Raw genomic sequence first — 14,411 nt, 5'->3', positions numbered from 1 at the left:
CCCAATAGAAAGAGCGCACCGGAACCCGATGCGCTCTTTCATTCGATACCGCGTTGTACTTACTCTTTGGGCTTCACGCGCAACTGGATGCCCAACTCGCGTAGGTTCTTGTCCGGTACAGGACTCGGTGCTTCGCACATCAGATCGGTTCCCTTCGAGGTCTTGGGGAACGGGATCACGTCGCGAATACTGGTTTCGCCGGCCAGCATCATCACCAGGCGATCGAAACCGAGCGCGATGCCGCCGTGTGGCGGCGCGCCGTACTCGAGCGCATCCATCAGGAAGCCGAAGCGCAGCTTCGCTTCTTCCATCGAGAAACCGAGCGCAGCAAAGATCTTGCTCTGCAGGTCGCGACGATGGATTCGGATCGAACCCGATGCAATCTCGACACCGCTGATGACAAGGTCGTAGGCCTTCGAGCGAACCTTCGCCGGGTCGCTCTCGAGGATCGGCAGATCTTCGTCAAAGGGCGAAGTGAAGGGATGGTGCGTGGCCACCCAGCGCTCTTCCTCTTCGTTCCACTCGAACATCGGGAAGTCGGTCACCCACAACAGGCGCAGATCCTTCGGATCGAGCAGCTTGTGACGGTCGTTGAACTTGTTCGCGATATGGAGACGCAACTGGCCGGCAGCCAGATAGAAGGTCTCCGTCGGACGCTGGCCCTTGGGCTCGCCCGGCCAGGCCGCAATCATGAGCGTGTCGTCTTCGGTCGCGCCAGTGCGCTCGCGAACCTTCGCCATCGCTTCCGGCATGTCGCGGTCCAGACGCTTCAGATCGTCCAGCACGCGCAGGCCCTTCTCGACACCAAAGGCCTTCACCTCATCGCGTTCCTTCCGCGACAGCGCGCCGGTCTTGGGGATCGTGATCGCCACCATCGGCATGCCCTCGGCGCCCAGGCCCTGGCCTTCAAACAGATCGCCCACCTGCACCAGCGGCGGAATGCGCATGTCCGGCTTATCGATGCCGTAACTCTCAATCGCCTGCTGATGCGTCATGCGAATGAAGGGAGCCTCAATCGTCACACCGGCGGCAGCAAAGATCGCGATCACCAGCGACTCGACGGTCGCAAAGATCGTCTCCTGCTGCGGGAAGCTCATCTCGATATCGATCTGCGTGAACTCCGGCTGGCGGTCGGCACGCAAGTCCTCATCGCGGAAGCAACGGACGATTTGGAAGTACTTGTCAAAGCCGGAGACCATCAGCAACTGCTTGAAGATCTGCGGGCTCTGCGGCAGCGCATAGAAGCTGCCGAGGCTCATGCGCGAAGGAACCAGGAAGTCGCGCGAGCCTTCAGGCGTCGACTTCGTCATGAACGGCGTCTCGATCTCGAGGAAGCCATTGGCGTACATGGCCTGGCGGGCGGCCAGCGCGATCTGCGAGCGCAGGATCACGTTGTGCTGCATGCGCGGGCGGCGCAGGTCGACAAAGCGATACTTCAGCCGTGCTTCTTCGCTGACGTTCACATCGTCTTCCATCGGGAAGGGCGCGGGCTTCGATTCGTTGAAGATCCACAGCTTGTCGACGACGATCTCCACCTCACCCGTGGGGATGGCCGGATTGATCGTGTCGGCGCTGCGCTTCTCGACGATGCCTTCAATGCCGACCACATACTCCGGGCGAATCTCTTCGGCGCGAGCATGGACGGCCGAGTCGGCCTCCAGGCGGAAGACGGCCTGCGTCACACCGGCGCGATCGCGCACATGCAGGAAGATCAGTCCACCCAGGTCGCGGCGGCGATGCACCCAACCCATGATCAATACGCGCTGGCCTTCGTCGCTGAGGCGCAAGGACCCGCAGTCATGCGTCCGCTTCAGGTCCCCTAAAAAGTCGAGCTTCAAACCGTCTGACATATATGTTTCTTCAAGTCTTCCCGTGGCACGGAGATCTGTTCTCCGGTCTTCATATTCTTCAAGCTGTACTGGCCGTTGGCCACTTCCTGCTCACCGACCAAAAGCGCAAATCGAGCGCTCAACTTGTTGGCAAGCTCCATCGCCCGCTTCACCTTGCCCGCCGCGGCAAGCTCCACCACAATGCCGTCGCGGCGCAGTTCGCGCGCGATCAGGCTGACATGCCGGAAACTCGACTCATCGAGCGGCGCAATGAAGCAGTCGAGGGTATGGCCAAACTGGCCCGGCTGCGCCTCATCCACCGTCATCACCAGGCGGTCTTCTCCGATGGAGAAGCCAATGCCCGGAGCAGGAACGCGTCCACCGAGACTCTCGGCCAAGCCGTCGTAGCGGCCGCCGCCGAGTACCGAGTTCTGCGAACCAAGCGCCCCTTCATGGATGATCTCAAAGGTGGTGCGCATATAGTAGTCGAGCCCGCGCACCATGCGCGGCGTCACTGTATAAGCGATGCTGCGGTCTTCGAGGTACTCGCGAAGCCGCGCAAAGTGAACCCGCGAATCCTCATCGAGATACTCATGGATCGAAGGCAGCGCTTCAATGTAAGGCTGATCTTCGGGCGCCTTCGAATCGAGGATGCGCAAGGGGTTGGTCTCGAGACGGCGCTGCGAATCGGCGCTCAGCTTGTCCACCACCGGCAGCAGTTGCTCGCGGATCGCATTGACGAAAGCAGGCCGCGACTCCTTGGTGCCGACGCTATTGATCATGAGCTTATAGCCGCTGACGCCACAGGCGTCGAGCAAGGCGCAGACCATCTCAATCACTTCCGCATCGACCACGGGCGAATCGCTACCGATCACCTCTGCGCCAATCTGCGAGAACTGCCGGTAGCGGCCCTTCTGCGGACGCTCGCGGCGGAACATTGGTCCGATATAGAACAGCTTCTGCAAGCCCGGAATCTGATCGAGGCGATGCTCGATATAGGCGCGGATCACGCTGGCCGTATTCTCAGGACGCAGGGTCAGGCTCGAGCCATCACGGTCTTCGAAGGTATACATTTCCTTCGTGACAATGTCCGTTTCAGCACCGACACCACGGGCAAAGAGAGCGGTCTCTTCAAAGATCGGGGTGCGGATTTCCTGGTAGTTGTAGCTCTGGAAGAGGCGGCGGGAAACGGCCTCGACATGGTTCCAGACGCTGATGGCGGGGGGCAGCAGATCGCGCGTGCCTTTTACCGCTTTGATGCTCATGAGGGTTCCTCGCGATAGATAGCGCGGCCTGCGACATAGTGCTGGCAGTTGGCGCGGAAGCGTTCGGCCTCTTCTGGAGTGACCGCGCGGACAACCTTGGCCGGGACACCCATCGCCATCATGCCGTCGGGAATCTCTTTGCCTTCCGGCACCAGAGACCCGGCAGCGACGATCGAGCCCTTGCCGATGCGTGCGCCGTTCAGCACAATCGCGCCGATTCCGATCAACGCGTCATCCTCCACCGTACAGCCATGGAGACACACCTGGTGGCCCACCGTCACCCGGTTGCCAATGTGCAAAGGATAGAGGGGACCGTCGACGTGCAGGACACTATTGTCCTGGACATTCGTTTCTTCGCCAATGCGGATATGATGCACGTCGCCCCGAATCGTAACCAGTGGCCACACGCTTGAGCGTTCGCCGATCACGACGTCTCCGATCACTTGTGCGCTGGGGTCGATGTAGCAGGACGAGGCAATCTTCGGCACAATGCCGCGATAAGCCCGTATCATTGTGTAATGCTTCAGATTAGCATGCGACATCTTTCCCTACTGTTTGTCCTCGTCGCGACTTTGTCCGCGCAGAAGAAGATGCTCGACGCCGAAGCGATCTGGAAGATCAGCCGCATCGGTGAACCCGCTCTCTCGCCCGACGGCAAGCTCGTGGCCTTTACCGTCCGCAACTACGACATCGAGAAGAACAACTCCACCCGGCACATCTATGTCGTGCCGCTCGAGGGCGGCGAACCGAAGCAACTCACCACAGAAGGCAGCGTCAACGAGCGCGCCAAGTGGACTCCCGATTCGAAGCATATTGCCTGGGTCTCCAATCGCGGCGGTTCCTCACAGATCTGGATCATGAATCCCGACGGCAGCGAAGCCAAGCAAGTGACCACCCTCACCACCGAGGCCTCGGGCCTGCTGATCAGCCCCGACGGCAAGAATATTGTCTTCCAATCGAGCGTCTATCCGGACTGCGCCGACGATGCCTGCAACAAGAAGAAGATGACGGAAGAAGCGGAGTCAAAGGTAAAGGCGAAGATCTATACCAGCCTTCTCTACCGGCATTGGACCGAATACCAGGGCAGACGCCGCAACCATCTCTTTGTCGCGCCGATCGCTGGTGGCGTCGCGAAGGATCTGACGCCTGGCAATCGCGATGTGCCGCCCTTCTCGCTCGGCGGCCCGGATGATTACGCGATCTCCCCGGACGGCGCGGAGCTTTGCTTTGTGATGAATCAGGACGACAATCTGGCCACCTCCACCAACAGCGATCTGTTCGCGGTCCCGATGGCGGGCGGTGAGGTCAAGAAGATCACACTGAACCCGGCCGCCGACAACTCTCCCGCGTACTCGCCCGATGGCAAGTATCTCGCCTACCGGGCGCAATCCCGCGCTGGCTTTGAGAGCGACAAGTGGCAGATGGTGGTGATGGAGCGGGCCACCGGAGTGGCGACGATCCTGACCGAAAGCCTGGACCGCCCGGTGCAGTCACTCACCTGGGCCTCCGATTCGAAGCGCCTCTTCTATACGATCGAAGACCGTGGCCGGGTGACGCTGCAACTCACCTCCGTCACTGGAGGCGCTTCGCAGACCGTTGTTTCCGGAGCCTCGCACATTGACGACGTGCAGTTCACCCCCGACGGCAAGACGATGATCTATACGGAGCACTCGGGCTCAAAGCCGATGGAGATCTATAAGACTGCTTCCCGCTCGACACCGGTTGCACTGACGAAGTTGAACGATGCCTATCTTGCCGATTACACGATTCCAGTATTTGAGGAGTTTGTGGTGGATGGCGCGGAGAAGGCGAAGGTCCACAGCTTCCTCTTGAAGCCGGCCGGCTTTGATCCGAAGAAGAAGTATCCGGTGCTGTTTCTGATCCATGGCGGCCCACAAGGAGCCTGGGGACAGGCCTGGAGCTATCGCTGGAATCCGCAGGTGTTTGCCAACGCCGGTTTCGTTGTCGTCATGCCCAACCCGCGCGGCTCGACAGGCTATGGCCAGAAGTTCACCGATGAGATCAGCGATGACTGGGGCGGCAAGGTCTATGACGACTTGATGGCCGTCGTCGATAAGGTGGAATCAGAAGCCTGGGCCGATAAGGAACGCTTTGCCGCAGCAGGCGGCAGCTACGGCGGCTACATGGTGAACTGGATGCTCGGCCACACGAATCGCTTCAAGGCTTTTGTGAGCCATGCCGGAGTCTATGACCTGCGGTCGATGGCAGGTGAGACCGAAGAGTTGTGGTTTGTGAATTGGGAATTCAAGGGCATGCCTTGGGACAATCCCGAGACCTACGCGAAGTGGAGCCCGAGCTACTTTGCCCGCGACTTCAAGACGCCAACGCTGGTGTTGCACGGCGAGATCGACTATCGCGTACCTGTCGGCCAGGGCTTGCAGCTCTTTACTGCCCTGCAGCTTCAGAAGGTGCCCTCGAAGATGATTCTCTTCCCCGACGAGGGGCACTGGATTCTGAAGCCGCAGAACAGTCTGCTCTGGTACAAGAGCTTTATCGATTGGGTGACTGAGTTTACGCCTACGAAGCCTTAACGGGCTTCCAAGCTTTCTCGGCCGCGCTCGCAAGAACTGCTTCCGTGACGTAATCCGTTTGCAGGGCGTCACGGAAGCTGGGCCCTGGGACATTGCCGGCGCCGAGGCCCATCACAAAGTCAGCCGCCTGGTGCACGAAGCTGTGCTCGTAGCCAATTTGCAAACCGGGCACCCACCAGTTCTTCATATAGGGTTGGTCGCCATCACTGATGTGGATGCTCTTCCACCCGCGCAGCTTGCCTTCGTCGCCGTGATCGAAGTACTGCAGGCGGTGCAGATCGTGGAGATCCCAGAACAGCGAGGCATTCTCGCCATTCATCTCGAGCGTATAGAGCGCCTTGTGGCCGCGCGCGTAGCGGGTGGCTTCAAAGGTGGCGAGGGAGCCATTGGCGAAGCGCGCCAGGAAGAGGCTGGCATCGTCAATGCCGACGCTTTCCACCTTGCCCGTCAGGTTGTGCATGCGCTCTTTGACGAAGGTCTCGGTCATGGCGGAGACTTCGGTGATCGGACCATTGAGCCACATTGCCGTGTCGATGCAGTGCGCGAGCAGGTCGCCCGTCACACCACTGCCAGCCACGTCCTTGTCGAGACGCCAGAGCGCTGCCCCGCCCTGCGGCAGATCGGCATTGATCGTCCAGTCCTGCAGGAACTTGGCGCGGTAATGGAAGATGCGGCCGAGGCGGCCTTCCTCGATCAGCTGCTTTGCCATGGTGACGGCGGGAACGCGGCGGTAGTTGTACCAGACCATGTTCGCGACACCGGCCTTCTCCACAGCGAGCGTCATCTCTTCGCTCTCTTTGGAATTGCGGCCAAGCGGCTTCTCGCACAGGATCATCTTGCCTGCGGCGGCGGCAGCGAGCGCGATCTCGCGGTGCGTGTCGTTGGGGCTGGCGATGTCGATAACATCGATGTCCTTGCGCTCGATCAGCTTACGCCAGTCGGTCTCGATCGACTCGTAGCCCCAGTTGCCAGCGAAGCTCTGGGCTTTCTCCGCGCTGCGCGCGCAGGCGGCCTTGAGAACAATGTCGTAGTCGAGGGGGAAGAAGTTTCCGGCCTTGCGGAAAGCGTTTGAGTGAGCCCGGCCCATGAAGCCGTAGCCGACCATTCCGATATTCAGTTTTTTCTTTGCCATGGTGCGTTATTCCGTCCAGCCGTGCGCCTCACGCACGGAAATCATTGTGGCGAGGATGCTGTTCCAGGTATCCGGCTTCATCAGCGTCTCGTTGGTAAACATGCAGCCGTCCCAGCAGATGTGTTGGAAGGCCTTGGTGAGATTGCCGTTTGCATCGCGCAGCCAATAGCCGGCGTCGTGCGCGACGCGGAGCTTGCCATTGGGATCGTTGGGGAGACAGTGGCGGCCGGTCTTGTCGTGAGAGCCGGAACCCTTTACGGTAGCGTCATTCTGCGCGACGTGGAAGTCGAAGGTCCAGGGCCGCAGCGCATCGGTCATCGTCTTGAGCGCGGCCTCAAGAGGCGCGCGGTCCCGCCAATCGTAACCCGCCGGCAGCAGGCAATGTTCGGGCGCGTTATGACCCATTGTATAGAGCAAGGTGTGCGCCATGTCGGCCTGGAAGCCGACGGTTTGCGGCTCATCTGTGAGTTCGAGCAGGTCGACCATATTCTTCCAACTGTGCATGCCGCCCCAGCAGATCTCGCCTTCGGCGGCAAGGCGTTCGCCATGATCGCGAGCGATCTTCGCCGCTTCCTTGAAGGTACCGGCGATCTTGTTCTGGTTGCCCGCCGGGTCTTGCGCCCACTCGTGCGGCGAGGCTGCCGAGTCGATGCGGATGACGCCGTAAGGACGAATGCCAAGCTTGCGCAGTTGCGCAGCAATGCGGCAGGCCTTCTGGACACTCAGTAAGAACTTGCCGCGTTCCTCGGCCGTACCCATCGCAGAGCCACCGCCTGTGGGGGGCCAAACCGGGGCCACCACGCTGCCGACCACAAAACCCTTGGCCGCAATCTTATCGGCGAGCGCCTTGATCTCGTCGTTCGTGGCATCGATGCTGACGTGGGGGTCGAATAGAAAGAGATCCACACCATCGAAGCGGACGCCGTCCACTTGCGCATTTGCGGTCAGGTCGAGCATCGTATCAAGGTCGATCGGAGGCTCGGAATCTGGCCCCTTACCAACCAGACCGGGCCACATGGCGTTATGTAGTTTCGGGAAGGAATTCGACATCGCCTACACAGCATATCAATCGCATTGAAATGCCTTGTCTCGGTGCACTCTACAATAGGTCGATTGAAGATTCCAGTTTTACTCCTCATCGCCACCCTTGGCTGTCTCGCGGCAGAGCCGCTTACTCTTGAGCAGGTGATGGAGGAGGCGCAGAAAAATAACATCCGCCTCCTTGCCGAACACTACAACATACCCATCGCGGAAGCCCGGATCATCCAGGCTCGCTTGCGCCCCAACCCTTCCCTTGTCCTTGGCTTGAACTATTTGGATGTCTTCAACATCAAGCTCAACCCCAACACCAATAACGGCGGCCCCAGCGAGTTCAACGGAGGCATTGTCTATCCCTGGGAATGGAAGGGCAAGCGTGCCGGACGCATTGAAGTGGCAGAGAAGACGCGCGCGGTGGTGGAAGCGGACTTTCTATCGACTGTTCGCAACCTTCGCTTCAACACCCAAAGCGCATTCGTGGACCTGCTGCTCTCGAAATTGGCTTATGATCTCTCGGTTGAGAGCCAAAGGTCTTTCGACCGCATTGTTTCGATCAACAAGACTCGCTTTGAAACCGGAGACCTGGCCCGCGTCGAATATATCCGGAGCGAAGTGGCGGCGTTGCAATTTGCGAACCAGGTGCGGCAAGCTGAATCCCGGCGCAGGCAAGCCCGTATCCGCTTGCAGAGCTTGATGGGACGAACCAGTTTTGACCCCAATTTTGAAGTGGTCGGTGAGCTGGAGACCAAGGTGATTCCGCAGACGCTTGACGAGATTCTGGAGGTGGCGCTGCGGGAACGGCCGGAAGTGGAGCATTCGAGACGCGACCTGCAACGCTCGAGTGCAGACCTCAAGTACCAGTTGGCGCTGCGGCGGCCCGACCTCAACATCACGACGGTTTTCAACCGTCAGTATGGCTATGCTTATGCCAGCACCCTGGGCGTCACGCTCGAGGCGCCGTTACCGCTGTTTCACCGGAACCAGGGCGAGATCGAAAGAGCCCGCAAAGATTATGACCAGACGGCGCTCGAGTTGCGGGCGATCGAAAATGAAGTTCGCACGGAAGTGCAAGCCGCCTGGGAGCAATACCAGGCCGCACGGGCACTGTTGGAACGGATTGAGACGGAGATGCTGGACCGCGCACGCCGGGTGCGCGAAACCATCGATTTCTCTTATCGACGTGGCGAAGCGACGTTTGTCGAGCTTCTGGACGCACAAAGGACATTCAACGAGACGATGCAAAGTTATAACGAGGCGAAGGCGGAATATGCCCGGATTCGCTACTACATGGACGCGATCCAGGCCAAAGGAGTGCGGCCGTGAGAGCACAGATCACATTCATTGCCGCGCTCTCCTTATGGAGCTGTGGCGAGAAAGCACCGCCCCAAGCCGTCAATCCCATCGCAAAGGAGGCAGCAACAGCGCCAACAGGCTATATCGAAATTGCAGCTAACTCTCCTAAGCTGGAACAGATCAAGGTAAGTGCAGTTGTGATTGCCGAGATGCCAACCGAAGAATTCACCGCTCCTGGGAAAATTGAAGTGAATCCGAACCGTGTTTCCCGGGTGCTTCTGCCCGTGGCGGGGCGGATCGCCGAGGTGTTTGTGAAGTTCGGCGATTCTGTCCAAAAGAATGATCCGTTGTTGACTGTCGAAAGTCCGGAGGCCGATGCGGCCGCCAGCAACCAGTTGCAGGCCGATGCCTCCGTTACACAGGCGCAAGCGAACCTGAATAAAGCACAGGCAGATTACGATCGGGCAAACGACTTGTTCAAGGCAGACGCGGTGGCGAAGAAAGAAGTGCTGACCGCAGAGAATGCGCTGTTGCAGGCCAAGACCGCCCTGGAACAATCGAAGGTCGCCCGGGAACAGAGCATGAGCCGGCTGGAGATGCTGGGATTGAAACCTGGCAATTTCAGGCAAAGGATTACGCTGCGCGCGCCGTTGGCAGGCAAAGTGACGGAGTTCACCGTCGTGGCCGGAGAGTTCCGCAACGACCTCTCTGCCCCGCTGATGACGATTGCCGATTTGAGCACGGTCTGGGTGGCCTCCGATGTCCCTGAGACGGCAATCCGGCTGGTGAAGCCAAATGAGCGCTTTGACTTGACGCTGGTCGCATATCCGGGCGAAGTCTTCCGGTCGCGGGTGGCCAGGATCTCCGATAAGGTGGATCCAAATTCGAGAACGATTGAGGTATGGGCTGAGTTGAGCAATCCGCAGAACAAGTTGAAACCGGCAATGTTCGGGCAGATTCGACACGTCGAATCCCTTGAGACCGTACCAGTGATTCCTGCAAGTGCAATGATCCAGATGGAAGGCCGCACGGCTGTCTTCCGGGAACTGCAGCGAGGCCGCTATCAACTCACCGACGTGATCACCGGCAGCCGCAATGGCGACCTGATCTCGATCCGCAAGGGCCTGAATGCAGGCCAGCGCGTTGTCACTGATGGGGCAATGCTGTTAAGGGGCATGTAAAGAATGATTGAAAAGCTGATCCGAAGCGCTCTCGACCAGCGCTTTTTTACGATCATTGCTGGAATCGCATTGATTGTGGTGGGGCTTGCTGCAGCGTTTCAACTCAAGATTGAAGCGTATCCGGATATTTCGGATACGGCCGTGCAGATCATCACCGTAGTGCCGGGCCGGGCGACCGAAGAAGTGGAGCAGCAGATCACCGTTCCGATTGAACGGGCGCTCAATAGTACCCCCGGCTTGATCTCACGACGCTCCCGCACCATCTTTGGGTTGTCAGTGGTGGACCTCACGTTTGAGTACGGCACCAACGACTACTTTGCGAGGCAGGTAGTACTGGAAAAGCTGCGCGATGCGGAGCTTCCCGATGGCGTTACGCCGACGCTAGGCCCCTTAGCAACCCCGATTGGCGAACTCTACCGCTATTCCCTCGAAGGCGGCGGACTGAACCCGCAGCAACTACGTGAGTTGCAGGATTGGGTGATCGCCCCCCGGTTGCTGCAATCGCCGGGCATCGCCGACGTGGTTCCCTTTGGCGGATTGGTGAAGCAATACCAGATCCAGATCAGCCCACTCGGCCTCGAAAAGTACAAGATCAGTTTGCGTGACCTGGCCGATGCGGTCTCGCAAAGCAATCAGAATGCCGGAGGCGCCTTGCTCGACAACAAGCAGCAATCGCTCGCCGTGCGTGGCGTGGGAATGCTGAAAACAACTTCCGACATCGAGAACAGCGTCGTTGCCGAGAACGGCGGCGTGCCTATTTTTGTGAAGGATCTTGGGCATGTCGGCATCGGCTCCGCCCCACCCACCGGAGCGTTTGGCCTGAGCAAGAATTCCGGTGGCGTCGAAGGCATTGTCCTAATGCGGCGTGGGGAGAATCCGACCGATGTCCTCAAGCGGGTGCATGAAGCAGTCAACGAGTTGAATAGCACCCGGCTTCCACGTGGCGTTGAGATGAAACCGATCTATGACCGGACGGACCTGGTCAACAACACGCTCGAAACAGTATCGAAGACCTTGCTCGAAGGTCTTGTTGTTGTCGTGATGGTGCTCTTGCTCTTCCTGGGCAGCTTTAAGGCAGCACTGCTGACAGCGTTGACGATTCCACTGTCGCTACTGTTCGCCTTCGTCTGTATGAACCTGACAGGAATTCCGGCGAATCTGTTGAGCCTGGGAGCACTGGACTTCGGCATCATTGTCGATGGATCTCTGATCATGGTGGAGAACATCCTGCACAAGCTGGAGGAAGGCCATCAGGACCATCAGGAAGAAGTGTTTGCGTCGATCAAGAATGCGGCGCTGGAAGTAGCGAATCCGTTGTTTTTCTCGCTGCTGATTATCATCGCGGCCTACATTCCCTTGTTCACCCTGGAACGCGTGGAACGCCGCTTGTTTACCCCGATGGCGTTTACGGTTTGCTTTGCACTGCTCGGGGCGATGATCCTTGCGCTCACGCTGATTCCGGTGCTGGCGACCTTCCTGTTCCGCAAAGGCGCGCACGCCTGGCACAACCCGCTGCTCGGCTGGATGAGCAGCGCCTACGAGAAGATTCTGATGCGTAGCTTGAAGGCGCCCTGGATCGCGGTAGGTGTCTCCTTTGTCATTGTGGCCGCGGCCTTTGCCATCTCGACGACACTGGGCAGCGAGTTTCTGCCCTCGCTCGATGAAGGCACGATCTGGGTGCGCACCAATCTGCCACCCGGCACTTCTCTTGAGAAGTCCGATCAGGTGGCGGCCCGGATCCGGCTCTTGTTAGAGCAATTCCCTGAGGTCAATGTCGTCGGGTCCCAGGCTGGACGCAACGATGCGGGAACCGATCCCTATGGCCCCAACCGCACCGAGTATCTGGTGACGCTGAAGCCCTATAAAACGTGGCCGGAAGGGCGTACAAAGGCGCTGCTGGTGAATGATATCGCCACGCTGCTGCAGGATAACGTTCCCGGCGCAAACTTCAGCATTACGCAGCCGATTATCGATAACGTGACCGAGGCCGTCACCGGTTCAGCCGCCGATCTGGCCGTCATTATCACCGGGCCTGATCTGAAGATCCTCCGGGACCTGGCCAACCAAACCCTGGCCGCGATTCGCACGGTCAGCGGTTCCGCCGACACGGGGGTTGAACAGGAAGGCGAACAGCCGCAATTGATGATTCGATTGCAGCGCGAGAATATGGCGCGCTACGGCATCCGGGTGCGGGACGTGCAAGATCAGATTGAACTTGCCATCGGCGGCCGTACTGTCTCAGCGATCTTTGAAGGCGAACGGCGTTTTGATTTGAGCGTTCGCTTTGCTCCGGAAGCGAGAGTGGACGCCACTGCGATCGCCGGCATGCTGGTGCCAGCCCGCAATGGGGCACGAGTGCCACTATCGCAACTCGCGGAGATCGAAGTTCGCAATGGCCAGAGCATCATTGCACGGCGTGAGAACCAGCGGCAGATTGCCGTGCGCACCAATATCCGCGGCCGCGATCAGGGTGGCTTTGCCGCAGATGCACAGAAAGTCTTTGCGCAGAAGATTCGCCTGCCGGAAGGTTATCGGGTGGAATGGGGCGGCCAGTTCGAGAATATGGAGCGGGCACGCAAACGGCTCTCGATTGTGTTGCCACTCACGATTGCGATCATCTTCGTTCTCTTGTTCTTCGCCTTTGGCTCGAGCCGCGACGCCGGGCTGGTGATGCTGAATGTGCCGTTCTCACTTGTGGGAGGCATTCTCTTCTTATGGATCCGGGGGATCAATCTGAGTGTCTCCGCGGCGGTGGGCTTTATCAGTCTATTCGGAGTTGCGGTGATGAGCGGCGTCCTGGTGGTTTCGGAGATCAACCGGCGTTGGCCGAATGTCGATGATTCTCTGGAAGAGGCGGTGGTCAACGGGGCCTTGAAACAAATGCGGCCCGTGCTGCTCATGATCCTAGTAGCGCTGCTTGGAATGGTGCCGGCAGCTCGCGCAACTGGCATCGGATCGGACGTGCAGCGGCCGTTGGCAACCGTAGTCGTCGGAGGCTTGCTTTCCACATTCTTCCTGACACTTCTTGCCCTCCCCTCGCTCTACTATGTGGTGGCGCGGCGGAAGAAATCCGCTACGATTTAAGGTCGGAGGTGCTGAAAACATGCGTTGGGACCAGGGTCACGAAAGTGACGATGTCGAAGATCTGAGGGGCGAAACGGGTGGCGGCGGTTCGCCACTGGGATTCGGCGGTGGCGGAGGAATGCGCGTTGGTTTTGGCGGGCTTCTGGTGCTGGGTATTTTGAGTCTGGTGTTTAAGACTGATCTGCTCAGCCCCTTCCTCGGTGGAGGCAATCTGGCGCCGGTTACCAGCAGCCGGGCGCCTCGTCCAAGTACGGCGGCGGAAGAATCCTTAAAATCGTTCTCCAGCTTTGTGCTGGACGATGCACAGAATACGTGGACGAAGATTCTTCCGGAGCAACAGGGCGTTTCCTATCGCCGGGCGAAGATGGTGTTATTTCGCGACGCGGTGCGGAGCGGTTGTGGCGATGCCGAAGCAGCAATGGGCCCGTTTTACTGTCCCGCTGACGAGAAGGTCTATCTCGATCTGAACTTCTTCGACGAATTGAAGCGTAAGTTTGGTGCGCCAGGCGACTTTGCAGAGGCCTATGTGATCGCTCACGAAATCGGACATCACGTGCAGAACATTCTTGGCATTGAGAGAAAGTTGCGGATTGCACAGCAACAGAATCCACGTGCCCAGAAGCAGTTGAGCGTTCTGATGGAGTTGCAAGCTGACTGTTTCGCCGGCATCTGGGCGAACTCAACCGGCCAGCGGAATCTGCTTGAGGCCGGGGATATCAATGAAGCACTCGGCGCGGCGTCCGCAGTTGGCGACGATCATATCCAACAGATGAGCGGCAGCAGAGTGCGTCCGGAAAGCTTTACCCATGGGACTTCCGCACAACGGCAGCAATGGTTCAAGACTGGTTACGAGACCGGCAAAGTGACCGCCTGCAATACCTTCGCGACGAACTAGCTGGACTCGCCATCTGCTTGCCGGACTCCCGGCATCAAGGGAAAATTCATTCAGCCTTGAGAGAATCGCCTACATTCAGTCTTGCCAAGACTCCACCGAGGATTCCGGGCTATTGCCTGCTAGCTGCACCAATCCAACTTGT

General features: G+C 58.9%; 10 protein-coding genes. 5 read left to right on the top strand and 5 right to left on the bottom strand.

Annotation, left to right across the window (positions count from 1 at the left end; translation table 11 throughout):
• Positions 1–59: 59 nt before the first annotated feature.
• The 3 genes from aspS to M017_RS0122010 are packed head-to-tail and all read right to left on the bottom strand — an operon-like array spanning position 60 to position 3,636.
• Positions 60–1,850, bottom strand: a complete 1,791-nt coding sequence (gene aspS, locus M017_RS0122020; RefSeq protein WP_031500353.1) for an aspartate--tRNA ligase — start codon at positions 1,848–1,850, stop codon at positions 60–62.
• On the bottom strand, positions 1,835–3,094 hold the full coding sequence (gene hisS, locus M017_RS0122015) for a histidine--tRNA ligase (RefSeq protein ID WP_031500352.1): 1,260 nt from the start codon (positions 3,092–3,094) through the stop codon (positions 1,835–1,837). The genes aspS and hisS overlap by 16 nt, the downstream gene beginning before the upstream one ends.
• Positions 3,091–3,636 (bottom strand): gamma carbonic anhydrase family protein, encoded by a 546-nt coding sequence (locus M017_RS0122010; protein ID WP_238326005.1) that lies wholly within the window; start codon positions 3,634–3,636, stop codon positions 3,091–3,093. Before M017_RS0122010 ends, hisS begins: the two co-directional genes overlap by 4 nt.
• On the opposite strand from M017_RS0122010, the gene M017_RS0122005 reads away from it, so the two are divergent.
• On the top strand, positions 3,628–5,646 hold the full coding sequence (locus M017_RS0122005) for a S9 family peptidase (protein WP_035958921.1): 2,019 nt from the start codon (positions 3,628–3,630) through the stop codon (positions 5,644–5,646). The two genes, M017_RS0122010 and M017_RS0122005, sit on opposite strands and share 9 nt — an antisense overlap.
• Here the strand turns inward: M017_RS0122005 and M017_RS0122000 are convergent.
• Together M017_RS0122000 and M017_RS0121995 are read right to left on the bottom strand one after the other, a co-directional pair.
• Entirely contained in the window at positions 5,633–6,778 is a 1,146-nt protein-coding gene (locus M017_RS0122000; protein WP_031500349.1) for a Gfo/Idh/MocA family protein, read from the bottom strand. The two genes, M017_RS0122005 and M017_RS0122000, sit on opposite strands and share 14 nt — an antisense overlap.
• A 6-nt stretch (positions 6,779–6,784) precedes the next feature.
• On the bottom strand, positions 6,785–7,795 hold the full coding sequence (locus M017_RS0121995) for a sugar phosphate isomerase/epimerase family protein (RefSeq protein WP_202901731.1): 1,011 nt from the start codon (positions 7,793–7,795) through the stop codon (positions 6,785–6,787).
• A 96-nt stretch (positions 7,796–7,891) separates the two neighbouring features.
• Here M017_RS0121995 and M017_RS0121990 point away from each other — a divergent pair, with 96 nt between their 5' ends.
• From M017_RS0121990 to ypfJ, 4 genes are read left to right on the top strand one after another with little or no spacing between them, the layout of a single operon-like run.
• Complete coding sequence (locus M017_RS0121990; RefSeq protein WP_031500347.1) at positions 7,892–9,139, top strand: TolC family protein; 1,248 nt, start codon at positions 7,892–7,894, stop codon at positions 9,137–9,139.
• Complete coding sequence (locus tag M017_RS0121985; protein WP_031500346.1) at positions 9,136–10,290, top strand: efflux RND transporter periplasmic adaptor subunit; 1,155 nt, start codon at positions 9,136–9,138, stop codon at positions 10,288–10,290. Before M017_RS0121990 ends, M017_RS0121985 begins: the two co-directional genes overlap by 4 nt.
• 3 nt (positions 10,291–10,293) lie before the next feature.
• On the top strand, positions 10,294–13,374 hold the full coding sequence (locus tag M017_RS0121980) for an efflux RND transporter permease subunit (RefSeq protein ID WP_031500345.1): 3,081 nt from the start codon (positions 10,294–10,296) through the stop codon (positions 13,372–13,374).
• Between the two features lie 19 nt (positions 13,375–13,393).
• Positions 13,394–14,269, top strand: a complete 876-nt coding sequence (gene ypfJ, locus M017_RS0121975) for a KPN_02809 family neutral zinc metallopeptidase (RefSeq protein WP_031500344.1) — start codon at positions 13,394–13,396, stop codon at positions 14,267–14,269.
• Positions 14,270–14,411 lie beyond the last annotated feature (142 nt).

The sequence above is a fragment of the Bryobacter aggregatus MPL3 genome (assembly GCF_000702445.1).
GTDB lineage: Bacteria > Acidobacteriota > Terriglobia > Bryobacterales > Bryobacteraceae > Bryobacter > Bryobacter aggregatus.
The sequence above is the reverse complement of the archived record's forward strand: the minus strand, read 5'-3'. Positions and strand labels throughout refer to the sequence as shown.